Genomic DNA, 26199 nt, shown 5'->3' with positions numbered 1-26199 from the left:
CGGGACTCCCGCAACTGGGGGAAGGGGCTGTGAAAGCGCCGACGGTATCTGCCGCCGGTCGCCCTGCGCATCGGAATGGTCGTTTACGACCGATCCTGTGAAATGGTTGGTGTGGTTGACGGTTTCGTCGGATCGCTGGTGCATCTCTCGCGTCCCACTGGCCTTACGTGGCAGAGTCGTTGGGTATCCGTGCGTCCTGGGACGGAATACGAACGTCGACAGCTAAGAGTAATCGCCGCGCTGCACCGGCAGCGTTACAAGGGTCTTTGAACCCAAGAGAATGGATGAACAAGGCGGTGAACCGATTGAACCTTCACGGATGCGTCTTCGGCCTCCATCCTTCGGTCTGAGGGGTGGAATGGAACCGGGAATTTCTCCGCATACGGTGTCGCTTCGGGTGTCCACGGCCGCGAAATCCGACACTCTCCGTCGGGTCGGACGAACTGGCGATGATCGACGCACAACAAATGTCCGAGCATGGAGCGCAAGGCCCGTCAATGACAAGCGATTTCTACGCTGCGCCGCCGTGCCATGAGAGGGCGTGAGCAACAGCACCGCCCTGACCTACCGGTGGAGGACAACCCATGACTCCGCCCCTCGCCGATCACCGACGAAGTGTGTTTCCACCCGGAGTCACGGCGAGGCGCGGGCGAGACACCCTCCTGGACATGCCTCGACTGGGCCGAAGGGGCGGGTGCGCAATGCCACCAACAGATCGCGAAACGAAGGAGTATGCGAGATGACACCAAGCAGTCTGCTCGGCGGGACACTGGCGCCACCCCTGTTTCCCTACCCGGGCCCGACCTCCGAGGCCGGTCCGGTGACGTCCGTCGTGCGGCCGTTCGGATTGGCCAGGGCTGTTCCTGTCCGCCCCGAGACAGACGTGTGGCCCGCCCTGGTCCTCTGCCCGGAACGGCAGATCGGCGTGACCGTGGATGGGGAGCCCTTCATCCACGCTCCCTCAATGAAGTCCAAGTTCGAGACTACGAGCCAGACAAAGGAGGACAGCCAGCTCGCCGACGACAAGGAAAACGACACTGACTGACCGGACGGCTGAACGGAGGAACTGATCGATGACTGTCCTGGTGTTGACCCGTCCCCATGATTCGACCGCTGACCTGGTGATTGCGGAACTCAACGAGCGTGCCGTGCCCGTGCACCGGCTCGATCCGGGAGGTTTCCCTGAGGAACTGGGCTTTGCGGCTCGCATTGGCCCCGTCGGAGGACTTGGAACGGGGACTTACGCGGTGGGCACCGGAACCTGGATCTCGATCAGGTCCGTTCCGTCTACTACCGGCGTCCGTCGGTGTTCCGTCTCCACCCCGGTTTGTCGGAGCAGGATGCGAAGTGGGCAGCCGCCGAGGCCCGTGCCGGCCTCGGCGGCGTGCTTACCGCATTGGACTGCACATGGGTGAATCACCCACACCGAAACGCCGCCGCCGGATTCGGCCCCGTCACTCTCTCCGCGGCTGTCAACTGCGGCCTGAGCGTTCCCGAGACTCTGATCACTAATGACGCCGACGAGGCACGGAGCTTCGTAGAAGCGCTGCCGGGTCGTGTGGCCGCCTACAAGGCGCTGGGCTCGTACCCCCCCAGCGATGTGGACGGAGTGCCTTATGCGCTGTGGACGACCAAAGTCCGCGCGGCTGACATCGATGATTCCGTCAGCTTCACCGCCCACCAGTTTCAGGAGTGGGTACCCAAGGCCTACGAGGTTCGACTCACGGTAGTGGCCGACCGGATGTTCGCGGCCGAATTCCACGCGGGGTCGGCCGCGAGCCGCGTCGACTTCCGCACCGACTACGACAGCCTTACGTACAAGATTTCCACGGTGCCCTCAACAGTGGCATCGGGAGTTCGAAGGCTGCTGAGCACTTTCGAACTTCGTTACGCGGCGCTGGACTTCATCGTTGGTCAGGCCGGGGACTGGTATCTGATTGACGTGAATCCAAACGGACAGTGGGCTTTTGTCCCGGAGTTGCGTAGCCCCATCGCCCGAGCGCTGGCTGACCTACTGGAGGGATCATCGCATGGCAACCACGACACCGCCCGCTGACGAACTGCGTCGGCTGATGACAGAGCAACTCATCTCCTCGGGCGCTCTGCGGTCCGGGCCCTGGCGTGACGCTTTCTCCAGCGTGCCCCGCCATGTGTTCGTGCCCGAGTTCACTGTGCGGGCCCGAGGTGGCAAGCATGGATACGACCAGGACGACCCGGCCTGGCTGGCCGCCGTCTACGGGGACGTGTCGCTGCTGACCCAGTTCGACGTCGGCGGCACGGCCACCAGCTCGTCGACACAGCCCTCTCTCATGGCCCGGATGCTCGAAGCCCTGGACGTCAAGGACGGGGACGCTGTGCTGGAAATCGGCGCGGGCACCGGCTACAACGCCGCTCTGTTGTGTCACCGACTCGGCAGTGATCGCGTTGTGTCACTCGATATCGATCCTGACCTCGTGAACGCGGCACGGGATCGGCTCCGCGGCGCCGGATACAACCCCACGCTCATGGCCGGTGACGGCATGGAGGGCTGTTTGGGACACGCCCCGTATGCTCGACTCCTGGCGACGTGCGGGGTCGGCCGTATCCCGGACTCATGGCGGGAGCAGGTACGCCCCGGCGGCGTCATCGTGGCCAACGTGGGCTGCGGCATCGTCCGCCTGAGGGTCGATGCCAACCACGACGCCCGTGGCCCGTTTCTCCCGGATCTGGCGACCTTCATGGCGGCCCGGCCGACTCCGGACACAGTCGGCACCACGGCCCGGGGCCTGACGAAGACGTTTCTCTCCCGGACCGGCAATACGCGGGAGATCGCGCCTCCCACCCGGCTCGATACCGAAATGCCGCAGTTCTTCGCGGCTCTCGTACATCCGACGGTTATCGACTTCACTCTCACCGGCGACGACAACCAGCACATGCTCTGTCTCTACGAGTCGCGCACCTCTTCCTGGGCACGCATCACCTCGCTCGACGTTCAAATGGCGCACCTCGAACACGGCGGCCCTCGCGACCTCTGGGCCGAGCGTGAGCCCCTGCTCACCCATTGGGCCGAGAACGGCAGGCCCGCTTCCGACCGGTACGGCCTGAGCGCCACATCCGAAGAGCACCGGCTCTGGTTCGAAACTCCTGACGGCCACTCGTGGCGGCTGAGCGAATAGGCGAGAGGCGCCGCCCTGTAGCCGGTCCGCTCGCCGGGTGGCCGGAGGGAAGAACGAGGGCGGGCGGTGCGTGACGCCACCCGCCCGTGGCCCGCCGTCCCGGCCGCCGATCGACCGGACCCGGTCTCAGCCCGTCAGGCCCAGTTCCCGGGCGATCAGCATCCGCTGGACCTCGCTGGTGCCCTCGCCGATCTCCAGGATCTTGGAATCGCGCCACATCCTGGCCACCGGATACTCGTTCATAAAGCCGTAGCCGCCGTGGATCTGGGTGGCCTCCCGGGCGTTGTCCACCGCGACCGTCGACGAGTACAGCTTCGCCAGCGCCGCCTCCTTCTTGAACGGCTCGCCGTGGGTGAGCCGGGAGGCCGCGTCCCGCCAGCCGATCCTCGCCATATGGGCGCGCATCTCCATGTCGGCGATCTTGAACTGGATCGCCTGGTTGTCGCCGATCGGCCGCCCGAAGGCGTGCCGCTCCTTCGCGTACGCCACCGACTCGTCCACACAGCCCTGGGCCAGACCCGTCGCCAGCGCGGAGATCGCGATGCGGCCCTCGTCCAGGATGCGCAGGAACTGGGCGTAGCCGCGCCCCTCCTCGCCGAGCAGATTCGCCAGCGGGACCCGTACGTCCGAGAAGGACAGCTCGCGGGTGTCCGACGCGTTCCAGCCGACCTTGGAGTAGGGGGCGGCGACCGTGAAGCCGGGAGTGCCGGACGGGACGATGATCGAGGAGATCTCCGGCCGCTCGCCGGAGGAACCGGACGCCGCCTTGCGGCCGGTCACCGCCGTGACCGTGACCAGGCCCGTGATGTCCGTCCCCGAGTTGGTGATGAAGCACTTCGTGCCGTTGATCACCCACTCGTCGCCGTCCCGCACGGCGGTGGTGCGGGTGCCTCCGGCGTCCGAACCGCAGTCCGGCTCGGTCAGACCGAACGCGCCGAGCAGCTCGCCCGAGCAGAGCCGGGGCAGCCACTCCCGCTTCTGCTCCTCCGTACCGAAGCGGTAGACGGGCATGGCGCCCAGCGAGACCCCCGCCTCCAGGGTGATCGCCACCGAGGAGTCCACCCGGGCCAGCTCTTCGAGCGCGACACCGAGCGCGAGATAGTCGCCGCCCATCCCGCCGTACTCCTCCGGGAAGGGCAGCCCGAACAGGCCCATCCGGCCCATCTCGCGGACGATCTCGTACGGGAACTCGTGCCGCTCGTAGAAGTCCCCGATCTTGGGCGCGACGACGTCGCGGGCGAACTCCGCGACGGTGCGGCGCAGTTCTTCGTGCTCGGCGGAGAGCCGGTGGTCCAGGGACATGGCGGAGGTCACTCCTTGTGGGAGAGGGCTCGGACGGTACGGGAAGGGCTGGGGCGGCCCAGCCGTTCGGCCAGCCAGACGCTGGTGGCGGTGAGCAGGCCGAGATCGACGCCGGTTTCCACACCGAGGCCGTTGAGCATCCACACGAGGTCTTCGGTGGCGAGGTTTCCGGTGGCGCTCCGCGCGTACGGGCAGCCGCCCAGGCCGCCGGCGGAGGCGTCCACGGTGGTCACTCCGTGCTGGAGCGCGGCGAGGGTGTTGGCGAGGGCCTGGCCGTAGGTGTCGTGGAAGTGCACGCCGAGGGCGCTGGTCGGCACGCCCGCCTCGTTCAGCTCGGTCAGCAGCGTCCGCACATGTCCAGGGGTGGCGACGCCGATGGTGTCGCCGAGGCTCAGCTCGTCGCAGCCCATGTCCCTCAGGGCCCTGGCGACGCGGACCACCTGGTGGACCGGGACGGGCCCCTCCCAGGGGTCGCCGAAGCACATGGAGAGATAGCCGCGGACATGCATTCTGTTGTCGCGGGCCCTGCTGACGACCGGCTCGAACATGGCGAGCGACTCGTCCACCGTCCGGTTGAGATTGGCCTTGGAGAACGACTCGGTGGCGCTGCCGAACACGGCGACACGGCGGGCGCCGAGGGCGATCGCGCGGTCGAGTCCGCGGGCGTTCGGCACCAGGACGGGAAGGTCCGCCTCCACCCCGTCCAGCATCGGGAACAGCGCCTCGGCGTCGGCCAGTTGCGGGACCCATTTCGGGTGCACGAAGCTGGTGGCCTCGATGGTGGTCAGCCCGGCGCCGGCGAGCCGGTGGATGAACTCCGCCTTGATCTCGGTCGGTACGACGGTCCGTTCGTTCTGCAGTCCGTCGCGCGCGCCCACTTCATGGATACGGACCCGGGCCGGCAGGTCCCGCGCGGGCACGGCCATGGGCAGTCCGTCGGTCATGACGCCTCCTGAGCGGTCTCCCGCGCGGTCTCCGGACGGGTCTCCGGGCCGGTGTCCGCCGGGGTGACGACCGCCAGCACCTGGTCCATGGCGACGGTGGCGCCGGGCGTCACCTCCAGCTCGGTGACGGTGCCGTCGTGCGGCGCGGAGATGACGTGCTCCATCTTCATCGCCTCGACGACCAGCAGGCTCTGACCGGCCGTCACCTCGTCCCCCCTGGCCACCTTGACCACGGTGACGGTCCCCGGCATGGGCGCGGTCAGCGCGTCCACGCCGCCCATGCCCGCGGCGCCGAGCAGGGCGGCCTCGACCGGGTCGTGGTCCTGGACGTTCCAGCTCTCGCCGTCCCTGCCGAGCCAGGTGCCGGCCCGGTGGAAGGTGTGCGTGACCCCCTCCACGGTGACCGTGACACGAGCGGGCTCCACCCGGAACCGGTCGCGCTGCCGCACCTCCCGCGTCACCGGCTCGTGCCCCGCCACCCGCAGTGGATGCCGCACCGCGACGGGCTCGCCGCCGAGGCGCCAGCCGCTCGGGACGGCGAACGGGTCCAGCCAGCCCTCCGCGAGGGACGGCCGGAGCTCCGCCTGGCGGACCGCGGCCGCCGCCGCGTAGACCTCGTCCGGGACCGTGTCGTCCACCAGATCCGCCGCCTCGCGCTCGACCAGGCCCGTGTCCAGCTCGCCCGCGACCACCGCCGGATGGGCCAGCAGACGGCGCAGGAAGCCGGCGTTCGTCGGGACTCCGAGGGTGACCGTCTCCGCCAGGGCGGCACGGAGTTTGCGCAGGGCCGTGGCGCGGTCGGGGGCGTAGGCGATGACCTTGGAGAGCATCGGGTCGTAGGCGCTGCCGACCTCGGTGCCCTCACTGAGCCCCGAGTCGGTCCGTACGCCGTCGCCCTCCGGCTCGCGCAGCGCGAGGACCGTACCGCCCGAGGGCAGGAAGCCGCGCGCGGGGTCCTCGGCGCAGACCCGGGCCTCGACCGCGTGTCCGGTGAGCGTGATGTCGGCCTGGGCGAAGGGCAGCCGTTCGCCGGAGGCCACCCGGAGCTGCCACTCCACCAGGTCCAGGCCGGTGATCAGCTCTGTCACCGGATGCTCGACCTGGAGGCGGGTGTTCATCTCCATGAAGAAGTACGAGGAGGGGTCGCGGCCCGGGACGATGAACTCGACCGTCCCCGCGCCCGTGTAGCCGCAGGAGCGCGCGGCCCGCACCGCGGCCTCGCCCATCGCCGCCCGGGTCGCCTCGTCCAGCAGGACCGAGGGAGCCTCCTCGACGATCTTCTGATGGCGGCGCTGGAGCGAGCACTCGCGCTCGCCGAGATGCACCACATTGCCGTGGCTGTCGGCGAGGACCTGGATCTCGATGTGGCGCGGGCGGTCCACCCAGCGCTCGACGAGCAGTGTGTCGTCCCCGAAGGAGGACCGCGCCTCCCGGCGGGCCGCCGCGATCTCCTCGGCGAGCAGGGCCTCGGCGCGCACCAGCCGCATGCCCTTGCCGCCGCCGCCCGCCGAGGGCTTCAGCAGCACGGGCATACCGATCTCCGCCGCCGCGGCGGCCAGTTGGGCATCGCTCAGCCCGCTGCCGGAGGATCCGGGGACGACCGGGACCCCGGCTGCCCGCACCGTCTCCTTGGCGTGGATCTTGTCGCCCATCAGGTCGATCGCGCCGGCGGGCGGCCCGATGAAGACCAGGCCCGCCTCCGAACAGGCCCGCGCGAAGGCCGCGTTCTCCGCCAGGAAGCCATAACCCGGGTGGACCGCCTGCGCGCCGGTCCGGGCGGCCGCCGCCAGCAGCCGGTCGACGGAGAGATAGCTCTCCGCCGCCGCCGCGGGCCCGATCCGTACCGCTGTGTCGGCCTCCCGTACATGCCGGGCGTCCGCGTCCGCGTCACTGAACACTGCGACCGAGCGCACTCCCAGCGCCCGCAGGGTGCGGATGACGCGGACCGCGATCTCACCGCGGTTGGCGATCAGAACCGTGTCGAACATTCCCACCCTCACATCCGGAAGACGCCGTAGCCGGGCTCGCCCAGCGGGGCGTTGGCACACGCGGTCAGGGCCAGGCCCACCACCTGACGGGTCTCCAGCGGGTCGATCACGCCGTCGTCCCACAGCCGCGCGGTCGCGTAGTAGGCGTTGCCCTGGGTCTCGTACTGGGCGCGGATCGGGTCCTTGAAGGACTCCTCGTCCGCCGGCGCCCACTCCTCGCCGCGGCCCTCGATCTGGTCGCGCTTGACGGTCGCCAGCACGGAGGCGGCCTGCTCCCCGCCCATCACCGAGATCTTGGCGTTGGGCCACATCCACAGGAAGCGAGGGGAGTAGGCGCGCCCGCACATCGAGTAGTTGCCCGCGCCGTACGAACCGCCGACCACGACCGTCAGCTTCGGCACACGCGCGCAGGCCACGGCCGTCACCATCTTCGCGCCGTGCTTGGCGATGCCGCCCGCCTCGTAGGCCCGGCCGACCATGAAGCCCGAGATGTTCTGGAGGAAGAGGAGCGGGATACCGCGCTGGTCGCACAGCTCGATGAAATGCGCGCCCTTCTGGGCGGATTCGGAGAACAGGATGCCGTTGTTGGCCACGATGCCGACCGGATGGCCGTGCACCCGGGCGAAGCCGGTGACCAGCGTCGTACCGAACTCGGCCTTGAACTCCGCGAACCGCGAGCCGTCGACCAGCCGCGCGATGACCTCACGGACGTCGTAGGGGGTGCGGGAGTCGACCGGCACCGCGCCGTACAGCCCGGCGGGATCGACCTTGGGCTCCTCGACCGGCTCCACGGACCAGGGCAGCGCGCCCCGCGCGGGCAGGGTGGAGACGATGGTCCTGACGATCCGCAGGGCGTGCGCGTCGTCCTCCGCGAGATGGTCGGTGACTCCGGACGTACGGGAGTGCACCTCGCCGCCGCCCAGCTCCTCGGCCGTGACGACCTCGCCGGTCGCCGCCTTCACCAGCGGCGGACCGCCCAGGAAGATCGTGCCCTGGCCGCGGACGATCACGGCCTCGTCGCTCATCGCCGGGACATAGGCCCCGCCCGCCGTGCAGGAACCGAGCACGGCGGCGATCTGCGGGATGCCGGCGCCGGACATCCGGGCCTGGTTGTAGAAGATCCGCCCGAAGTGGTCCCGGTCGGGGAAGACCTCGTCCTGCATCGGCAGGAAGGCACCGCCGGAGTCCACCAGATACAGGCACGGGAGGCGGTTCTCCAGGGCCACTTCCTGGGCGCGGAGATGTTTCTTCACCGTCATCGGGTAGTACGTGCCGCCCTTGACCGTGGCGTCATTGGCGACGACCACCACCTCGCGGCCGCTGACCCGGCCGATACCGGCGATCACTCCGGCGGCCGGGGCCGAGCCTCCGTACATCCCCTCGGCCGCCAGCGGCGCCAGCTCCAGGAAGGGCGAGCCGGGGTCGAGGAGGGTGTCCACGCGGTCACGCGGCAGCAGCTTCCCGCGCGCCGTGTGCCGGGCGCGGGCCTTCTCGCCGCCGCCGAGGCGCACCGCGGCCAGCCGGGCCCGCAGGCCGTCGGCCAGCTCCTCGTGTGCCGCTTCGTTGGCCCGCCATGCCTCGGACGCCGGGTCGGCGGCGCTCGCCAGCACTGGTGCCTGCCGCATAGCTCGTAGCTCCCTCGCTGGGCTCGCCGGGTTAGTGAGCGTTAACGTCACCGCTTCCAGGTTAACGATCGCTAACGGCCCTGTCTAGAATGATTTCCCATGAGCACCAGGACCGCGGCCCCGACCCGCCGCGAGCAGATCCTCAGCGAGGCCGCCCGCCTCTTCGCCGAGCGCGGGTTCCACGGGGTCGGTGTCGATGAGATAGGAGCGGCCGTCGGCATCAGCGGGCCGGGCCTCTACCGCCACTTCGCGGGCAAGGACGCGATGCTCGCGGAGCTGCTGGTCGGCATCAGCGGCCGGCTGCTGGACGGCGGGAGACTGCGCGTGCGCGGCGCGGGAGCGGCCGGCGGTCCGGCCGCCGTACTGGCCTCGCTGATCGACGGACACATCGACTTCGCCCTCGACGACCGGCCGCTGATCACGCTGCACGACCGGGAGCTGGACCGGCTCAGGGAGAGCGACCGCAAACTGGTGCGGCAGCTCCAGCGGCAGTATGTGGAGCTCTGGGTCGGGGTGGTGCGGGAGCTGTATCCGGACGTACCGGAGTCGCAGGCGCGCGGCGCCGTGCACGCCGTCTTCGGCCTGCTGAACTCGACGCCGCACCTGGGCTCGTACGGCAGCGGCCTGCCGGGGCGGGCGGCGACGGAGTCCCTGCTGCGCCGGCTGGCGCACGGCGCCTTCGCCGCGCTCGGGGACGGCGGCGGTGACACCTTCATGGACGGGAGCGACCCGACCGGAGGCGAGGTGTCCGGGCCGGTGTGACGGCGGATACGCAGGCGACGGCGGGGACGGCCGCCCGGCGGCTTCCGGCGGGCGGGCGGCCCGGGATCGCTCCCGGGGCCCGTCCGGCGACCGGGACGAGCGGCACGGCGCGCACACCTGACGGCACAATGGGCTCATGCCGATACCGACCAGAGCCGCACTCGTCGACCATCTCGTCCGTAGCCGCATCGCCGGGGACGTGGCCACGCCCCGCGACAACAACCTCTCCCACTACCGCAAGCTCGCCAACGGCGACCGCCACTACTGGCTGGGCCTGGAGCTGGGGGACCGCTGGACCGACGAGCAGGATGTGCTCGCCGTGATGGCCGAGCGGTGCGGGGTCAGCGACGACCCGGATCACCGGACCGGCCAGGACACCATCGATCCCGAGCTGACCGTCGCCGCGCTGGAGCGGATGGCGGCCAGACTGCGCAAGGCCGCCGCCGGCGGTGAGCGCGTACTCTTCGCGACCGGCCACCCGGGCGGGCTGCTGGACGTCCACCGGAAGACCGCGGAAGCCCTGCGGGCCGCCGGGTGCGAGATCGTCCGCATCCCCGGCGGGCTCACGGCGGACGAGGGCATGGTCTTCCAGTTCGCCGATGTGGCGATGCTGGAGCGCGGTGCCACCCTCTGGCACACCCACTCGCCGGAGCCCATGCGGGCGATCCTGGACGGTCTGGAGCGCGAGGGCAGACCACAGCCGGATCTGGTGGTCGCGGATCACGGCTGGGCGGGCTGCGCCGGACAGCGCGGGCTGGACGCCGTGGGCTACGCGGACAGCAACGACCCCGCGCTCTTCCTCGCCGAGGCGGAGGGCACTCTGGAGGTCACCGTCCCGCTGGACGACCATGTCACGGACCCGCGCTTCTACGACCCGATGACGGCCTATCTGCTGGACCAGGCGGGCCTGCGCTGACGCGTGGTCGCCGGGCCCCGGGTGTCCCCGGCGCGGTCCGTCCCGGGGGCCCGGCCCGGGACGTCCGGCCGGGCCGCCGGGTCGGTCCTACAGGCCCATCGACTTGGCGATGATCACCTTCATGACCTCGCTGGTGCCGCCGTAGATCCGGTTGACGCGGTTGTCCGCGTACAGCCGGGCGATCGGGTATTCGTTCATATAGCCGTAGCCGCCGTGGAGCTGAAGGCACTTGTCGATGACGCGATGCGCGACCTCGGTGGTGAAGAGCTTCGCGGAGGCGGCCTCGGCGGCGGTCAGCTCGCCCAGGTCGTGCGCCTCCAGCGCGCGGTCGACGACCGCCTCGGCGGCGTCCACCTCCGCCTTGCAGGCGGCCAGCTCGAACTTGGTGTTCTGGAAGGACGCGACGGTCTTGCCGAAGACCGTCCGCTCCTGGACATAGCTCTGTGCGAACCGGACCGCCGCCGCGGCCTGCGCGTAGGCGCCGACGGCGATGCCCAGCCGCTCCTGCGGCAGATTCTGGCCGAGGTAGAAGAAGCCCTTGTTCTCCTCGCCCAGCAGGTCCTCGACGGGGACCCGGACATCGGTGAAGGACAGCTCGGCCGTGTCGGAGGTCTTCAGACCCAGCTTGTCGAGCTTGCGGCCGACCGCGTACCCCTCGGACGAGGTGTCCACGACCAGCAGGGAGATGCCGAAGCGGCGGTCCTCCGGGGTCGGGGCGGCGGTGCGGGCGCAGACGATGACGCGGTCCGCGTGGACACCGCCGGTGATGAAGGTCTTGGCGCCGTTCAGGACGTAGTGCGTGCCGTCCTCGGAGAGCCTGGCGGTGGTCTTCATCCCGGCCAGGTCGGAACCGGTGCCCGGCTCGGTCATGGCGATGGCGTACATGGTGCGGCCACTGACGAAGTCGGGCAGCCAGCGCTTCTTCTGCTCGTCGGTGGCGTACGCCTTCAGATAGGGCAGGCAGAGCGAGACATGGACGCCGGAGCCGCCGAAGGAGACACCGGCGCGGGCCGACTCCTCGGTGATGACCGCCTGGAACTTGAACGACTCCTCGCCCGCGCCGCCGTACTCCTCCGGCACCTCGATCCCGAAGACGCCGAGCTCGCCGAGCTTGTCGTAGAAGTCGCGGGGTGCCTGGCCCGCCGCGTACCACTCGTCGTAGACGGGGACGACCTCGGCCTCGATGAAGGCGCGGATGGTCTCCCGGAACGCCTCGTGGTCCTCGTTGTAGACGGTACGGCGCACGACGCGGGCTCCTTTACGGCTGGACCGCCCCCGCTCCCGCGGAGGTGGTCGCTCGCCATCGGGGTGGCTCGGATGATGGCTACGGCATAAATCTAAGCGCTTGCTCAGGGCTAAGTTACCCGGCGGTTCGCACGGGTGTCCAGGGGCCCGCGGCGCGCGGAGCGGTCGCGCGCGTCACACCTGGCGCAGCGCGAACCACAGCTCCATCCGTACGTCGGCGTCGTCCAGATCGGCGTCGAGCAGGGCCGCGCAGCGGGCGATCCGCTGGCGGACGGTGTTGCGGTGGACGGCCAGCGCCACCGCCGTACGGTCCCAGCCGCCGTGCAGCGAGAGCCAGGCGCGAAGCGTCTCGACCAGAGCGGGGGAGCCGGCCAGCGGCGCCAGTCTGGCCCGGGCGTGGGCCGCCGCCTCGTCGGGGTCGAACAGACCGCCGAGCCCGGTCCCGGCTGCCGCCTCGCGATGCCGTACGAGATCCGCGCGGGTGGCCTCGGCGCGGCGCAGCGCGTGCGCCGCCCGGGTGTCGGCGGCGGCCAGCTCGGCCGCCGGGGCCGGTCCGCCGACGCCGAGGGTCCAGCCGGGCTGGGGCGTGACCTCGCGGTCGGTGAGGACACGGACCGCTCCGCCGTCCGACTCGTAGAGCGAGCTGCCCAGGGCCGCCGCGAGCGCTCCCGCCGCGAAGGGCGTTCCGCCGCCCCGCGCGTGGACCACCGTCCAGGGCCCGGGCCCGAGCAGCGGCGCGGTCTCCTCGGGCGTGGCTCCGAGGAGCAGCCGGACCAGTGCGGCCGAGCGGCCGGCCTCGGGCGCGCCCTGGTGGGGCGCGGTCAGCAGCGACAGCAGGACGACGGCGACGCCGGTGATCGTGTGGTCCCCGGCCTCCCTGCCTTCGGTGGCGACGCCGAGGACCAGCCCCTGGCCGCCGCCGAGCGCGAAGGCGGCGAGCCGGCCGCCGTCGGCCGTGTCGGTGGCGGAGGCGGGAGCGGTCGCGGGCCGCCGGGCGGCGGCGGCCCCGGACGGCGCGGCGCGCGGCGCCGGGCTCACCACCCCGGCCAGGCGGGCGAGCGCGGCACGTGCCGCCGGGGTCGGCGCACGGCCCGTGGTGTGCAGTTCCGTGCCGTCCGGGGCGAACAGGACCGCGCGTCCGCCGAGCCGGACCGCGAGCTGGCGCAGCACCGAGGGCACCGGATCCGGGCGGGCCGCGGCGGCGGCCAGGCCCTGCTGGGCCTCGGTCACCCGGCGCAGCTCGCGGTGGCGTGCCTCCGCCATCAGCCGCCACACGCCGCGCGCGACCGCCGTGAAGGGGGTGCGCGGCGGGACCTCCAGCAGCGGCAGGCCATGCCGGTCGCACGCCTCGACCAGGGCGGCCGGGACGGTGTCGTACACCGGAGTCACCCCGAAACCGAGCGCCGCCGCGCCCGCCTCGACCACCCGCGCCGCATACATGTCCGCGTGCGCGTCGGTGAGCTGCACCCCCGCGGTCAGCAGCAGTTCGCCGCCGAGCAGATACGGATACGGGTCGGCCATCTCCGAGGTGTGCACCCAGTGCACCGCGATCGGCCCGGCCGTCCCGGCTTCGTCGTCCGGCGGGCCCGCGATCCGGCGCAGCCCGAGACGGGTGTCCGCGAGCAGCGCGGCCAGGGGGACGGGGGGAGTGGGCGGGGTCGGCGGGGAGGCTGCGGGGTCCGGCATGGATGGTCCATCCATTGGCGGTGGAAAGAACGGATGAAACGTACACTTCATGGTTGCTTTCCGGCCACCTACCGTCGACTCCCGACGAGAGCCCGTCAGCGCGGCGCGGTTCGCGGGCGGCGCGGCACATCGGACGAAGCGGAGGAAGCCCATGGCTGTGGACTACGCGGTGATCGTCGTCTATCTGGCGGGGATGCTCGCCATGGGCTGGTGGGGCATGCGCCGCGCCAGGTCCAAGAGCGAGTTCCTCGTCGCGGGGCGCAGGCTCGGCCCCTGGATGTACTCCGGCACGATGGCCGCGATCGTCCTCGGCGGCGCCTCGACGATCGGCGGTGTCGGCCTCGGCTACACCCACGGCCTGTCGGGCGCCTGGATGGTCTTCACCATCGGCCTGGGGCTGCTGGCGCTCTCCGTCTTCTTCTCCGCGCGGATCGCCCGGCTGAAGGTCTACACCGTCTCGGAGATGCTCGATCTGCGGTACGGCGGCCGGGCCGGGGTCATCTCGGGCATCGTGATGTGGGCGTACACACTGATGCTCGCGGTCACCTCGACCATCGCGTACGCCACCATCTTCGACGTCCTCTTCGATCTGCACCGGACCGTCGCGATCATCCTGGGCGGCGCGATCGTCGTCGCGTACTCGGCGCTCGGCGGCATGTGGTCCATCACGCTCACCGACATGGTGCAGTTCGTCGTCAAGACCATCGGTGTGCTGCTGCTCCTGCTGCCCGTCGCGGTCGTGAAGGCGGGCGGCTTCGGCGAGATGAGGGCCCGGCTGCCCGACGACTACTTCGCGCCGCTCGGCATCGGCGGCGAGACGATCTTCACCTATGTGCTGATCTACACCTTCGGCATGCTGATCGGACAGGACATCTGGCAGCGGGTGTTCACCGCGCGCGGTGACAAGGTCGCGCGCTGGGGCGGCACCGTCGCCGGTACGTACTGTCTCGCCTACGCGCTCGCCGGCGCCGTCATCGGGACGGCGGCCAAGGTGCTCTATCCGGACCTGGCGAGCGCGGACGACGCGTTCGCGACGATCGTCAAGCAGGAACTGCCCATGGGCGTCCGGGGGCTGGTGCTGGCCGCCGCGCTCGCGGCCGTGATGTCGACCTCGTCGGGCGCGCTGATCGCCTGCGCGACCGTCGCCAACAACGACATCTGGGCACGGCTGCGCGGGGCCGGCCACCGGGCGGGCGAGGGCGACGAGGTCAGGGGCAACCGGCTCTTCATCCTGATCATGGGGGTGGGTGTGATCGCCATCGCGATCGCGCTGAACAACGTCGTCGAGGCGCTGACCGTCGCGTACAACCTGCTGGTGGGCGGACTGCTGGTGCCGATCATCGGCGGGCTGCTGTGGAGGCGCGGCACGGTGTACGGCGCGCTGGCCGCCGTGATCGTCGGCGGCGGGGCGGTCATCGGCCTGATGGCGGCGTACGGCATCCTCGCCAACCAGCCCATCTACTACGGACTGCTCGCCTCACTGGCCGCGTACCTGGTGGTCAGCCTGGCCACCGAGCCCACGGACGAAGAGGTGCTGGCCGCCTGGCGCCGGCGCCTCGCCGGGGAGCGGGCGGACGAGACCACCGAGGGGGCCGCCGTTCCCGTGGCATAGATCCCCGGACCGGCCCGCTGTCAGTGGGCCGGTCCATCCTTGACAGAGCGAACACAGCGCCACACGGCGCCACCCAGCGTGACCCAGAGCCGCACGAGCAACACCCGGAGAGGCCCGACCATGAGCAGCAACGGACACGAGACCCCGCCGACCGGCCCCGACGGCGGCCCGCGCGGACCCGTCGACTCGTCCCGGGTCCCCCGGTACGCGGGCCCGGCCACCTTCGCGCGGCTGCCCCGGCTCGCCGAGGTCGGCAGCGCCGAGGTCGCCGTGGTCGGGGTGCCCTTCGACGCGGGCGTCTCGTACCGGCCGGGAGCGCGCTTCGGCGGCAACGCGATCCGTGAGGCGTCGCGCCTGCTGCGGCCCTACAACCCGGCGCAGGACGCCTCGCCGTTCGCGCTCGCGCAGGTCGCGGACGCGGGAGACATCGCCGCGAACCCGTTCGACATCAACGAGGCCGTCGAGACGATCGAGGCCGCGGCGGACGGGCTGCTCGGGTCCGGCGCCCGTCTGATGACCCTCGGCGGTGACCATACGATCGCCCTGCCGCTGCTGCGGTCGGTGGCGAAGAGGCACGGCCCGGTCGCCCTGCTCCACTTCGACGCCCATCTGGACACCTGGGACACCTACTTCGGCGCGGCGTACACCCATGGCACGCCGTTCCGCCGCGCCGTCGAGGAGGGGATCCTGGACACCGAGGCGCTCTCCCATGTCGGCACCCGCGGGCCGCTGTACGGCAGGAAGGACCTCGACGACGACGCGAAGATGGGCTTCGGCATCGTCACCTCCGCCGATGTCATGCGCCGCGGTGTGGACGAGGTGACCGACCAGCTCCGGCAGCGTGTCGGGGACCGCCCGCTGTACATCTCCGTCGACATCGATGTGCTCGACCCGGCGCACGCGCCCGGCACGGGCACCCCGGAGGCCGGCGGGCTGACCTCGCGCGAACTCCTCGAAATCGTGCGGGGACTGGCCTCCTGCCGGCTGGTCTCGGCGGATGTCGTCGAGGTCGCGCCGGCGTACGACCACGCGGAGATCACCTCGGTCGCCGCGTCCCACACCGCGTACGAGCTGACGACGATCATGTCCCGCCAGATCGCGGAGGCGTGGCAGGGGAGCCCGGCGGATCCGGCCGCGCGGGCGCACAGTGCGGAGGCCGGAGCCAAGTGACGCACGACCACGACCACGAGACTCCCCCGCTCACCCCCGAGCAGACGGCGGCGGCTCTCGCTCCGCCCGCCGGCCGGATCGGCGGTGACCTGGTCGTCGAGACGCTGCGCGGCCTCGGCGCCACCACCGTCTTCGGGCTGCCAGGCCAGCACGCCCTCGGGATGTTCGACGCCCTGCGCCGGTCCGGTCTGACCTATCTCGGGCTGCGCGTCGAGAACAACGCGGGCTTCGCCGCCGACGCGTACGGCCGGGTCACCGGCGAGGTCGCCACGCTGCTGCTCTCCACCGGACCCGGCGCGCTCACCTCCCTGGCCGCGCTCCAGGAGGCCGCCGCGGCGTCCGCACCGGTACTGGCCGTCTCCAGCCAGGTGCCGGCCGCGGGCCTCGGCGGCGGCCGGCACGGCTATCTGCACGAACTCCGTGACCAGCAGGCGTCCTTCCGCGACATCGTGAAGTCCGTCCACACCGTCCGTGCCGCCTCCCAGATCCCGTCCGCGATCGCCGCCGCCTGGGAGTCCGCGCTCACGGCGCCGCACGGCCCGGTCTGGGTGGAGATCCCGCAGGACATCCTGCTGGCGGAGACCACGCTGCCGGTGGTCATGGCGATGGACGCGAGCCCGCGCGAGCTGCCGCCGCGTCCCGAGCTGACCGCCGTCGCGGCGCACGCGCTGTCCTCCGCCGCCCGTCCGGTGATTGTCGCGGGCGGCGGCGTTGTCCGCGCGGACGCCTCAGGCAAGCTGCGCGCGCTCGCCGAGAAGCTGGACGCGCCGGTCGTCACCACCTTCGGCGGCAAGGGCGCGTTCCCGTGGGAGCATCCGCTGTCCCTCCAGTCCTGGCTGGAGGACCGCCACACCACCGACTTCCTGGAGGACGCGGACGTCCTGCTGGTCGTCGGCTCGGGGCTGGGCGAGCTGTCCTCGAATTACCACACGTTCGCCCCGCGCGGCCGGGTGATCCAGATCGAGGCGGATCTGGGGAAGCTGGAGTCCAACCATCCCGCCCTGGGCATCCACGCCGACGCCAGGATCGCGCTGTCCGCGCTGCTGGAGTCCGTGAGCGAGCGCCGCGATCCGGCGGTGGCCGGGAGGGTCCGGGCGCTGCTGGCGAAGGTACGGGAGCGTATCGACGCCCAGGGTCTGACCCTGGAGCGGCAGGTGCTGGCCGCCGTCCGCGCGGCGCTGCCCGCCGCGTCCCCCAGCTTCTGGGACATGACGATCCTCGCCTACTGGGCCTGGTCGGCCTGGCCGGGCCCGATGCACTCGGCGCAGGGCTCCGGCGGCCTCGGTTACGGCTTCCCGGCGGCGCTCGGGGCCGCGGCGGCGGACCGTACGACGCCCGTCCTCGCGGTCTCGGGCGACGGCGGCGCGATGTACTCGATCGCGGAGCTGGCCACCGCCCGCCAGTACAACCTGCCGGTGACCTGGCTGATCGTCGACGACGGCGGCTACGGCATCCTGCGCGAGTACATGAACGACGCCTTCGGCGAGACCACCGGCACGGAGCTGGCCCGCCCCGACTTCGTGGCCCTCGCCGAGTCCTTCGGCGTCCCGGCGGTCCGTACGACCCCGGAATCCCTGCGCGAGGACCTCGCCAGGTCCCTCGCCGGCCCCGGACCCTCGGTGGTGGTGCTGCCCGCGCTGCTCCGCATGTTCGCGCCGACCCATCTCTGACGGCCGGGGGCGGCGGCCGGGCCCGCACCGGAGCAGGATGTGGTGCGGAGGGATGAAATCCGCGGTCGCCCGCGTTGGTGCCTTCCGGCAGGTCAGGACGATCGGGAGGCATCAGTGGCGGCAGCGGAACACGGCTGGGCACGGCGTCTGACCGGGTACGCGTGGCGATACCGCCGCAATGTGGTGCTCGCGCTCGGATCCTCGCTCGCCGGTATGGCGGTGATGGCGCTCGTCCCGCTGATCACCAAGGTGGTCATCGACGATGTCATCGGCGACGGTGACCGTTCGCTCGTCCTCTGGACCGGCCTGCTCGTACTCGCCGCGCTGGCCGTCTACGCCACCACGTTCGTCCGCCGGTACTACGGCGGGCGGCTCGCCCTCGACGTACAGCACGACCTCCGTACCGAGATGTACGGCACGATCTCCCGCCTCGACGGACGGCGGCAGGACAAGCTGTCCACCGGGCAGGTCATCGGGCGCGCCACCAGTGACCTCCAGCTCATCCAGGGTCTGCTCTTCATGCTGCCGATGACCATCGGCAACATCCTGCTGTTCGTGATCTCGCTCGGGATCATGGCCTGGCTGTCGCCGCCGCTCACCCTGATAGCCCTGGCCGTCGCCCCCGCCGTCTGGTTCATCGCCCGCCGCAGCCGCACCCGGCTGCACCCGGCCACCTGGTACGCCCAGTCGCAGGCCGCGACGGTCGCCGGTGTCGTCGACGGCGCCGTCTCCGGCGTGCGCGTCGTCAAGGGCTTCGGGCAGGAGGACCAGGAGACCGGAAAGCTCCGCGAGGCCGGCCGCAAGCTGTTCGCGGGGCGGCTGCGCACCATCCGGCTCAACGCCCGCTACACGCCCGCCCTCCAGGCCGTGCCCGCGCTCGGGCAGGTCGCGATGCTCGCCCTCGGCGGCTGGCTGGCCACCCGGGGTCAGATCACCCTCGGTACCTTTGTCGCCTTCTCCACCTATCTCGCCCAGCTTGTCGGACCGGTCAGGATGCTGGCCATGGTGCTGACCATCGGCCAGCAGGCACGGGCCGGGGTGGAGCGGGTGCTTGAGCTGATCGACACCGAGCCGACCCTGAGCGACGGGACGAAGGAGTTGCCGGCGGACGCCGAGGCATCGGTCGAGTTCGACGACGTGTCCTTCTCCTACGACGACGGGCGGTCCGTCCTCGACGGCTTCTCCCTGGAGATGCGGCCCGGTGAGACCGTCGCCGTCGTCGGATCGTCCGGCAGCGGAAAATCCACCGTCTCGCTGCTGCTGCCGCGCTTCTACGACGTCTCGCACGGCGCGGTCCTCGTCGGCGGACACGACGTACGCGAGCTGACCCTCGACTCGCTGCGGGCCGCCATCGGACTCGTGCCGGAGGACAGCTTCCTCTTCTCCGACACCGTCCGCGCCAATGTCGCCTACGGAAAGCCGGACGCCACCGAGGAGGAGATCCTCCGGGCCACCCGCGCGGCCCAGGCCCATGGCTTCATCAGCGAACTGCCACTCGGCTACGACACCAAGGTGGGGGAGCAGGGCCTGACCCTCTCCGGCGGACAGCGCCAGCGCATCGCGCTGGCCAGGGCCATCCTCACCGACCCCCGGCTGCTGCTTCTCGACGACGCCACCTCGGCCGTCGACGCGCGCGTGGAGCACGAGATCCATGAGGCGCTGCGCGGCGTGATGGCTGGCCGTACGACCCTGCTCATCGCACACCGCCGCTCCACCCTCGGCCTGGCCGACCGGATCGCCGTCCTGGACGGCGGACGCCTCGCCGACATCGGTACGCACGAGGAGCTCCAGCAGCGGTCGGCCCTCTACCGGCGGCTGCTGACCGACCCGGACGCGCTGGGCGCCGGTGCCTCGCCCGGTGGTCCGTCCGCCGGAGCGCCGGCGAAGGCCCTGGCCGGGACCCGGAGCGTGCCCCTGACCGAGTCCCTGGCGGAGTCGCTGGCCGAATCCCTGGAGGACGACCGCACGCTCCACGAGGAGATCGACGCCGAGTTCGACGCCGAGCGCGGCATCACCCCCGCCCTGTGGGAACGCGACGAGGCGGCCACGGCCGAATCCGCCGCACCGGGCGCGACCCCCGAACTGCTCGCCCAGGTGGAGGCGCTCCCGCCGGCCACCGATGTCCCCGGGATCGACGAGGCGCGCGCCGTCGCCGCCGAGAAGTCGTACGGGCTGCGCCGGCTGCTGCGCGGCTTCGGCCTGCCGCTGCTCGTCAGCCTGCTGTTCGTCGCCGTCGACGCGGGCATGGGACTGCTGCTCCCGGTCCTCATCCGGCACGGCATCGACGAGGGCGTCGAACAGCTCGCACTCGGCGCGGTGTGGGTGGCCGCCTCGCTGGGACTGCTGGTGGTGCTCGTCCAGTGGCTGGCGCAGATCGCCGAGACCCGGAAGACCGGCCGCACCGGCGAACGTGTCCTCTACGCGCTGCGCCTGAAGATCTTCGCGCAGCTCCAGCGGCTCGGACTCGACTACTACGAGCGTGAGCTGACCGGCCGCATCATGACCCGGATGACCACGGACGTCGACGCGCTGTCCACCTTCCTCCAGACCGGACTTGTCACCGCGTTCGTCTCCGTGGTCACGTTCTTCGGCATTCTGGCCGTACTGCTGGTGATCGACATCCAGCTCGCGCTGGTGGTCTTCGCGACCCTGCCGGTCCTCGTCGTCGGCACCTACTTCTTCCGCCGCAGGAGCGTGCGGGCGTACGAACTGGCCCGCGAGCGCATCAGCGTGGTCAACGCCGACCTCCAGGAGTCCGTGTCCGGGCTGCGGATCGTGCAGGCGTTCCGGCGCGAGAAGGACGGTGCCGAGCGTTTCGCCGCGCGCAGCGACCACTACCGATCGGCCCGGGTGCGCGGCCAGTGGCTGATCTCGGTCTACTTCCCCTTCGTCCAGCTCCTCTCGTCCGTCGCGGCGGCGGCCGTGCTGATCGTCGGCGCGGGAAGGGTGGAGGCCGGGACCCTGACCACCGGCGCGCTGGTGGCGTACCTGCTGTACATCGATTTGTTCTTCGCGCCCGTGCAGCAGCTCTCGCAGGTCTTCGACGGCTATCAGCAGGCGACCGTCTCACTCGGCCGGATCCAGGAGCTGCTGCGGGAACCGACCTCGACGGCCGCGCCGGAGGAGCCGCTGGACGTGCTGTCCCTGCGCGGCGAGATCGCCTTCGAGGATGTGCGCTTCGCCTACGACGGAGACGGCGAGGGCGCCGGAGAGGCCGCGCTCACCGGCGTCGACCTGCGGATACCGGCGGGCCAGACCGTCGCCTTCGTCGGCGAGACCGGAGCGGGCAAGTCCACGCTGGTGAAGCTGGTCGCGCGGTTCTACGACCCGACCGGCGGCCGGGTCACCGCGGACGGCACCGATCTGCGCGCGCTCGATCTGACGGCCTATCGGCACCGGCTCGGTGTGGTGCCCCAGGAGGCGTATCTGTTCGCCGGCACGGTCCGGGACGCCATCGCGTACGGGCGGCCCGAGGCGAGCGACGCGGAGGTGGAGGCCGCGGCCCGCGCGGTCGGCGCGCACGAGATGATCGCCACGCTGGACGGCGGTTATCTGCACGAGGTCGCCGAACGCGGCCGCAATCTCTCCGCGGGGCAGCGGCAGTTGATCGCGCTGGCACGCGCCGAACTGGTCGACCCGGACATCCTGCTGCTCGACGAGGCGACCGCCGCACTGGACCTGGCCAGCGAGGCCCTGGTCAACCAGGCCACCGACCGGCTGGCGGGACGCCGTACGACCCTGGTGGTCGCGCACCGGCTGACCACGGCGGCCCGCGCGGACCGGGTGGTCGTGATGGACCACGGCCGGGTCGTGGAGGACGGCACGCACGACGAACTGCTGGCGCTGGACGGCCGGTACACCCGGCTGTGGCGGAGCTTCATCGGTGAGGAGGAGCCGGCGGCGGTGTGAGCGCGCCCCGGTGGTGTGAGGGGGTGTGGTGGGTGGGACGCGAGAGTGCGTCCGGGCCGCAACCGTCCCGCCGTCCCACGCGTCGTACGCATGTACACCCGGGTGGACGTAGGGGGCGCGTGTGTTCGGAGAAGTTCGGGCCGGGGCTGATGTCCGTACCGGCGGCGAGCCGGACATCGGCCCCGGGCGCGGTGCGGGCGGCGGAAGAGGACGAGCACCCGCGCACTGTCTGGCGGTGCTGATCGCCGCGCTCGCGCTGGTCCTGACCGGCCCCGGCGCCCCGGCGGCCGAGGCCGCGTCGGTCTGCTCCGGACGGCCCCGCGAGACGCTCGCGTTCGCCTCGGGCGAGCTGCGGATCTACCAGGCCCGCCACTATGTGTGCGCGCTGATCGTCGCCGGGGACCCGGGAGCGAGGCGGGCCGCGTCCGTCAGCCTCCAGCCGCGCGGTGGCCATCCGGTCGGCGGCGGTGGAAACTTCGCTCACCGGGCGGGGCCGGTCACGGTGCACGCCCTGCACCGCTGTGTACGGGCCACCGGCGTGATCTCGGGCGAACAGAGGTCGACCGGCTGGATCCTGTGCTGACGGTCCTGTCGCCGAGCGTCCCGTGCCGAGCGTCCCGGGGGGCTGTGGCGCTGTTCCCGTGCTCGCGGTCGTGTGCTCCCGGTCCTGTGCCGGCAGGGGCCGGGTCTGGCGGTACGGGTGCTGCCCCGCTAGGTTCACGGCGTCTGTCATGAACACAGGGAGAGTGCATGCGCAAGGCGCTGAGATGGCTGTTGTCGCTCGTGCTGGTCATAGGCACGGTCGCCACGGCCGGTGCGGCCACCGCCGCCGACCGGAGTGCGGATCACCAGACCGCCACCGACATCAAGGACCGAATCCTCGCGATCCCGGGGATGAGCCTGATCCAGGAGAAGCCGTACGAGGGTTACCGCTACTTCGTCCTCAACTACACGCAGCCGGTCGACCACCGTCACCCGTCCAAGGGCACCTTCCAGCAGCGGATCACGCTGCTGCACAAGGACACCAGCCGGCCGACGGTGTTCTTCACCGGGGGCTACAACGTCTCCACCAACCCGAGCCGCAGTGAGCCGACCCGGATCGTGGACGGCAACCAGGTCTCGATGGAGTACCGCTTCTTCACCCCGTCCCGGCCGCAGCCGGCGGACTGGTCGAAGCTGGACATCTGGCAGGCGGCCAGCGACCAGCACCGGATCTTCAGCGCGCTGAAGAAGATCTACCCCAAGAAGTGGCTCTCCACGGGCGGTTCCAAGGGCGGCATGACCGCCACCTACTTCGAGCGCTTCTACCCGCGCGACATGGACGGTGTCGTCGCGTACGTGGCGCCCAACGACGTGGTGAACAACGAGGACTCGGCGTACGACCGGTTCTTCGAGCGGGTCGGCACCAAGGAGTGCCGCGACAAGCTCAACGCGGTCCAGCGCGAGGCGCTGATCCGGCGGGAGCCGCTGGAGAAGACGTACCGGGAGTGGGCCGACGCCAATGGCGCGACCTTCCACACGGTCGGATCGCTGGACAAGGCGTACGAGGCCGTCGTCCTCGACTTCGTCTGGGCCTTCTGGCAGTACAGCCTGCTCGCGGACTGCGACAGCATCCCGGCGGCCACCGTCTCCGACCAGGAGATCTACGACACCATCGACGCGATCTCCGGCTTCTCCGCCTACACGGACCAGGGCCTGGAGACCTACACGCCGTACTACTACCAGGCGGGCACGGAGCTGGGCTCGCCCGACATCAAGCTGCCGCACCTGGGCAAGCTGAGCCGCTACGGCTACCAGCCGCCGCGCAACTTCGTGCCGCGTGACATCCCCATGACGTTCAAGCCGGGGGAGATGCCGGACGTCGACAACTGGGTCCGGCACCACGCGAACCAGATGCTGTTCGTCTACGGGCAGAACGACCCGTGGGGTGCGGAGCCCTTCCGCCTCGGCCACGGCGCGCGGGACAGCTATGTGTATGTCGCACCGGGCGGCAACCACGGCTCCAATGTCGCGGGCCTCTCTCCGGAGCAGTCGGCGAAGGCCACGGCACGGATCCTGGACTGGGCGGGCGTCGCTCCGGCGGCCGTGCGGAAGGACGAGGCGAAGGCCAAGCCGCTGGCGGCGTTCGACGCCAAGCTCGACCAGCGGAAGCTGGAGCGCGAGCCGGCGCTGCGGCCGTAGCCTCCCGGCCACGGCCCGCCGGACGACCTGTCCGGCAGGCCCCCGGTCCGTACCCGCCACCACTGGTGGCGGGTACGGACCGGGGGCTCTCGCAACACGCCCTAATAAGTGAGGCCGTGGCCGATCGGGTACAGCACCTGAGCCGGATCGTCCACGCGCTGCACCGGCACCGGCAGCCGGCCCTTCGGACGGACCCGGCCCGCGATCACCCGGGCCGCGGCGCGCAGTTCGACATCCGTCCAGGAGTACGCGGCGAGGGACGCCCCGACGCCGGGCAGCCGCGCGATGTCGTACGGATTGCGGATGGCGACCGTGACGACCGGCACCCCGCTCGCCACCAGCGCGCCGACCAGCGTGAGCTGTGAGCTGGTGGCGGAGACGTTGTACGTGGCGACCACGACGGCGTCCTTGCCGCGCGCCGCCGCCACCGCCGCGTCGATCCCCGCCGCCGTCGGGGCCGTGCCGGTCGACAGGGCGGTGGCGCTGAAGCCCAGCTCCGTCAGCGCGGTGGCGAGGACGGTGGTCGGCGGCCCGGTGGTCCCGGAGGGTGAGGCCGGATCGGCACCGACGACCAGCAGGTTCCGCTGCCGGTGGCGGTTCAGGGGCAGCAGTCCGTCCCTGTTGACGAGCAGGGTCGTGGTCCGGTCGGCGATCCGGTCGGCGGCGGCGAGATGCGCCCGGGTGCCGACCGTACGGTCCACGTCCCGCCGGGTGACGAACGGATCGCGGAACAGGCCGAGGCGCTCCTTGAGTTCGAGGACGCGCAGGACGGACTGTTCGAGGCGGCGCTCGCTGATCTCGCCGCTCCGCACCGCCGCCAGCACCGCGTTCCAGGCGACACGGAGATCCGGCGGATCGAGGAGCTGGTCCACGCCCGCCTTGAGCGCCAGCACGGGCACGCGGTCGTCGCCGTACTTCTGCCGTACGCCCTCCATGGTGAGCGCGTCGGTGATCACGACGCCGTCGTAGCCGAGGCGCTCGCGCAGTACGCCGGTGACGATGGGATGCGAGAGGGTCGCCGGGTCCTCGCTCGGGTCGAGGGCGGGGACGACGATATGGGCGGTCATGATCGAGGTGATCCCGGCCTCGATCGCGGCCCTGAACGGAGGCGCGTCCAGCGCGGTCCACTGCTCGGTGGTGTGGTGGATGGTGGGCAGGGCGTAGTGGCTGTCGTCCTGGGTGTCCCCGTGGCCCGGGAAGTGCTTGGCCGCGGTGGCGATCCCGGCGCTCTGATAGCCCCGGACCTGCGCGGCGACCAGACCGGCGACGGCCGCCGGATCGGCGCCGAAGGAGCGGACGCCGATGACGGGGTTGGCGGGATTGACATTGACGTCCGCGTCGGGCGCGTAGTTCTGGTTGATGCCCATGGCGGCCAGTTCGGCGCCCGCGATCCGCGCGGCTTCGCGGACATCGGCGGGCGAGCGGGACGCGCCGAGGGCCATCGCGCCCGGCAGCAGTGTGGCGGGCTTGCCGACCCGGGCGACGATGCCGTGTTCCTGGTCGGTGGAGATCAGCAGGGGGACGGGCGTGTCCTGGGCCAGGCCCGCCCGCTGGATGCCGTTGGAGAGGGCGGCGATCTGGTGCGGATCGCGGGTGTTGTGGGCCCAGGCGAAGTAGATGATGCCGCCGACGTGGTAGGTGGCGATCAGCTCGGCGGCCGTGCGCACCCCGATCTCGGCGAGGTTGGCGTCGATGTCGGCCTGGTCCGGGTCGGTGGCGGAGTGCCCGTACACCCGCATGACGAAGAGCTGGCCGACCTTCTCTTCCAGGCTCATACGGGAGATGAGCCGGCGGAGCCGGTCGCGGGGCGAGGAGGCGGACACCGGGACGGCGGCTGCCGGGACGGCGGTGACTGCCGCCGCCACGGCTGTCGCGGTGAGGAGAGCGCGTCTGGAGATGATCCGGTCGTGCACTGGTGCTCCTTCCGGCCGTGCGCTGGGGGGAGGTCGAAGGAAACGCGAGGGGTGCCGAATGCCGGAGCGGCGGAGCGGCGAGGGGGCGAGCGGGTGAAGGAAACTGCCAAAGACTCACGGA

General features: G+C 71.2%; 18 protein-coding genes. 11 read left to right on the top strand and 7 right to left on the bottom strand.

All coding sequences use genetic code 11. The features are described from left to right. Positions 1 to 739 precede the first annotated feature (739 nt). The 3 genes from tgmA to ABZ707_RS16525 all read left to right on the top strand — a co-directional run bounded on the left by tgmA (position 740) and on the right by ABZ707_RS16525 (position 3155). Positions 740 to 1045, top strand: a complete 306-nt coding sequence (tgmA, locus tag ABZ707_RS16535) for a putative ATP-grasp-modified RiPP (protein WP_360174350.1) — start codon at positions 740 to 742, stop codon at positions 1043 to 1045. 282 nt (positions 1046 to 1327) lie between these two features. Continuing rightward, complete coding sequence (locus ABZ707_RS16530) at positions 1328 to 2056, top strand: ATP-grasp ribosomal peptide maturase (protein WP_360174347.1); 729 nt, start codon at positions 1328 to 1330, stop codon at positions 2054 to 2056. Continuing rightward, positions 2031 to 3155 carry a methyltransferase domain-containing protein gene (locus tag ABZ707_RS16525; protein ID WP_360174344.1) on the top strand — a complete coding sequence of 375 codons (1125 nt, stop codon included), beginning with the start codon at positions 2031 to 2033 and terminating at the stop codon, positions 3153 to 3155. The genes ABZ707_RS16530 and ABZ707_RS16525 overlap by 26 nt, the downstream gene beginning before the upstream one ends. A 126-nt stretch (positions 3156 to 3281) precedes the next feature. Here the strand turns inward: ABZ707_RS16525 and ABZ707_RS16520 are convergent, their stop codons facing one another. The 4 genes from ABZ707_RS16520 to ABZ707_RS16505 are packed head-to-tail and all read right to left on the bottom strand — an operon-like array spanning position 3282 to position 9014. Further along, the gene (locus ABZ707_RS16520; RefSeq protein WP_360174341.1) at positions 3282 to 4457 is read right to left on the bottom strand and encodes an acyl-CoA dehydrogenase family protein; all 1176 of its coding nucleotides are present in this window, start codon (positions 4455 to 4457) and stop codon (positions 3282 to 3284) included. Positions 4458 to 4465: 8 nt separating this feature from the next. Beyond that, a complete protein-coding gene (locus tag ABZ707_RS16515; RefSeq protein WP_360174338.1) occupies positions 4466 to 5401 on the bottom strand; it encodes a hydroxymethylglutaryl-CoA lyase in 936 nt (311 codons plus the stop codon). Next, positions 5398 to 7389 carry a biotin carboxylase N-terminal domain-containing protein gene (locus tag ABZ707_RS16510; RefSeq protein WP_360174336.1) on the bottom strand — a complete coding sequence of 664 codons (1992 nt, stop codon included), beginning with the start codon at positions 7387 to 7389 and terminating at the stop codon, positions 5398 to 5400. Before ABZ707_RS16510 ends, ABZ707_RS16515 begins: the two co-directional genes overlap by 4 nt. A gap of 8 nt (positions 7390 to 7397) precedes the next feature. Continuing rightward, on the bottom strand, positions 7398 to 9014 hold the full coding sequence (locus tag ABZ707_RS16505) for a carboxyl transferase domain-containing protein (protein WP_360174333.1): 1617 nt from the start codon (positions 9012 to 9014) through the stop codon (positions 7398 to 7400). Between the two features lie 99 nt (positions 9015 to 9113). Here ABZ707_RS16505 and ABZ707_RS16500 point away from each other — a divergent pair, with 99 nt between their 5' ends. Further along, positions 9114 to 9776, top strand: a complete 663-nt coding sequence (locus ABZ707_RS16500) for a TetR/AcrR family transcriptional regulator (protein WP_360174330.1) — start codon at positions 9114 to 9116, stop codon at positions 9774 to 9776. A gap of 136 nt (positions 9777 to 9912) precedes the next feature. Further along, positions 9913 to 10692 (top strand): phosphatase, encoded by a 780-nt coding sequence (locus tag ABZ707_RS16495; protein ID WP_360174327.1) that lies wholly within the window; start codon positions 9913 to 9915, stop codon positions 10690 to 10692. An 87-nt stretch (positions 10693 to 10779) separates the two neighbouring features. Here the strand turns inward: ABZ707_RS16495 and ABZ707_RS16490 are convergent, their stop codons facing one another. After that, positions 10780 to 11937 carry an acyl-CoA dehydrogenase family protein gene (locus ABZ707_RS16490; protein WP_360174324.1) on the bottom strand — a complete coding sequence of 386 codons (1158 nt, stop codon included), beginning with the start codon at positions 11935 to 11937 and terminating at the stop codon, positions 10780 to 10782. Positions 11938 to 12111: 174 nt separating this feature from the next. Further along, entirely contained in the window at positions 12112 to 13623 is a 1512-nt protein-coding gene (locus tag ABZ707_RS16485; protein ID WP_360174321.1) for a PucR family transcriptional regulator, read from the bottom strand. A gap of 151 nt (positions 13624 to 13774) precedes the next feature. On the opposite strand from ABZ707_RS16485, the gene ABZ707_RS16480 reads away from it, so the two are divergent. The 6 genes from ABZ707_RS16480 to ABZ707_RS16455 all read left to right on the top strand — a co-directional run bounded on the left by ABZ707_RS16480 (position 13775) and on the right by ABZ707_RS16455 (position 24165). Further along, on the top strand, positions 13775 to 15235 hold the full coding sequence (locus ABZ707_RS16480) for a sodium:solute symporter (protein ID WP_360174318.1): 1461 nt from the start codon (positions 13775 to 13777) through the stop codon (positions 15233 to 15235). A 120-nt stretch (positions 15236 to 15355) separates the two neighbouring features. Then, positions 15356 to 16405, top strand: coding sequence for an agmatinase (gene speB / locus ABZ707_RS16475; RefSeq protein WP_360174315.1), 1050 nt, complete (start codon positions 15356 to 15358; stop codon positions 16403 to 16405). Continuing rightward, positions 16402 to 18075, top strand: a complete 1674-nt coding sequence (locus ABZ707_RS16470) for a thiamine pyrophosphate-binding protein (protein ID WP_360174312.1) — start codon at positions 16402 to 16404, stop codon at positions 18073 to 18075. Before speB ends, ABZ707_RS16470 begins: the two co-directional genes overlap by 4 nt. A 114-nt stretch (positions 18076 to 18189) precedes the next feature. Beyond that, positions 18190 to 21984 (top strand): ABC transporter ATP-binding protein, encoded by a 3795-nt coding sequence (locus tag ABZ707_RS16465; RefSeq protein ID WP_360174309.1) that lies wholly within the window; start codon positions 18190 to 18192, stop codon positions 21982 to 21984. A 229-nt stretch (positions 21985 to 22213) separates the two neighbouring features. Continuing rightward, positions 22214 to 22567 carry a hypothetical protein gene (locus ABZ707_RS16460; RefSeq protein WP_360174918.1) on the top strand — a complete coding sequence of 118 codons (354 nt, stop codon included), beginning with the start codon at positions 22214 to 22216 and terminating at the stop codon, positions 22565 to 22567. Between the two features lie 167 nt (positions 22568 to 22734). After that, the gene (locus tag ABZ707_RS16455) at positions 22735 to 24165 is read left to right on the top strand and encodes a S28 family serine protease (RefSeq protein WP_360174306.1); all 1431 of its coding nucleotides are present in this window, start codon (positions 22735 to 22737) and stop codon (positions 24163 to 24165) included. Positions 24166 to 24266: 101 nt separating this feature from the next. Here ABZ707_RS16455 and ABZ707_RS16450 read toward each other — a convergent pair whose 3' ends face one another. Continuing rightward, the gene (locus tag ABZ707_RS16450; RefSeq protein WP_360174303.1) at positions 24267 to 26078 is read right to left on the bottom strand and encodes a glycoside hydrolase family 3 protein; all 1812 of its coding nucleotides are present in this window, start codon (positions 26076 to 26078) and stop codon (positions 24267 to 24269) included. Between the last annotated feature and the right edge of the window lie 121 nt (positions 26079 to 26199).

The organism is Streptomyces sp. NPDC006923 (assembly GCF_040635655.1).
GTDB lineage: Bacteria > Actinomycetota > Actinomycetes > Streptomycetales > Streptomycetaceae > Streptomyces.
Note: the sequence above shows the minus strand (reverse complement) of the source record. Positions and strands in the feature narration are given on the sequence as shown.

Excerpts from the sequence above, each read along its gene's own strand:
- ABZ707_RS16525 (WP_360174344.1), top strand. The coding sequence starts at position 2,031 with ATGGCAACCACGACACCGCCCGCTGACGAACTGCGTCGGCTGATGACA.
- ABZ707_RS16495 (WP_360174327.1), top strand. The coding sequence starts at position 9,913 with ATGCCGATACCGACCAGAGCCGCACTCGTCGACCATCTCGTCCGTAGC.
- ABZ707_RS16515 (WP_360174338.1), bottom strand. The coding sequence starts at position 5,401 with ATGACCGACGGACTGCCCATGGCCGTGCCCGCGCGGGACCTGCCGGCC.
- tgmA (WP_360174350.1), top strand. The coding sequence starts at position 740 with ATGACACCAAGCAGTCTGCTCGGCGGGACACTGGCGCCACCCCTGTTT.
- ABZ707_RS16485 (WP_360174321.1), bottom strand. The coding sequence starts at position 13,623 with ATGCCGGACCCCGCAGCCTCCCCGCCGACCCCGCCCACTCCCCCCGTC.
- ABZ707_RS16480 (WP_360174318.1), top strand. The coding sequence starts at position 13,775 with ATGGCTGTGGACTACGCGGTGATCGTCGTCTATCTGGCGGGGATGCTC.
- ABZ707_RS16510 (WP_360174336.1), bottom strand. The coding sequence starts at position 7,389 with ATGTTCGACACGGTTCTGATCGCCAACCGCGGTGAGATCGCGGTCCGC.
- ABZ707_RS16520 (WP_360174341.1), bottom strand. The coding sequence starts at position 4,457 with ATGTCCCTGGACCACCGGCTCTCCGCCGAGCACGAAGAACTGCGCCGC.
- ABZ707_RS16505 (WP_360174333.1), bottom strand. The coding sequence starts at position 9,014 with ATGCGGCAGGCACCAGTGCTGGCGAGCGCCGCCGACCCGGCGTCCGAG.
- speB (WP_360174315.1), top strand. The coding sequence starts at position 15,356 with ATGAGCAGCAACGGACACGAGACCCCGCCGACCGGCCCCGACGGCGGC.
- ABZ707_RS16455 (WP_360174306.1), top strand. The coding sequence starts at position 22,735 with ATGCGCAAGGCGCTGAGATGGCTGTTGTCGCTCGTGCTGGTCATAGGC.
- ABZ707_RS16500 (WP_360174330.1), top strand. The coding sequence starts at position 9,114 with ATGAGCACCAGGACCGCGGCCCCGACCCGCCGCGAGCAGATCCTCAGC.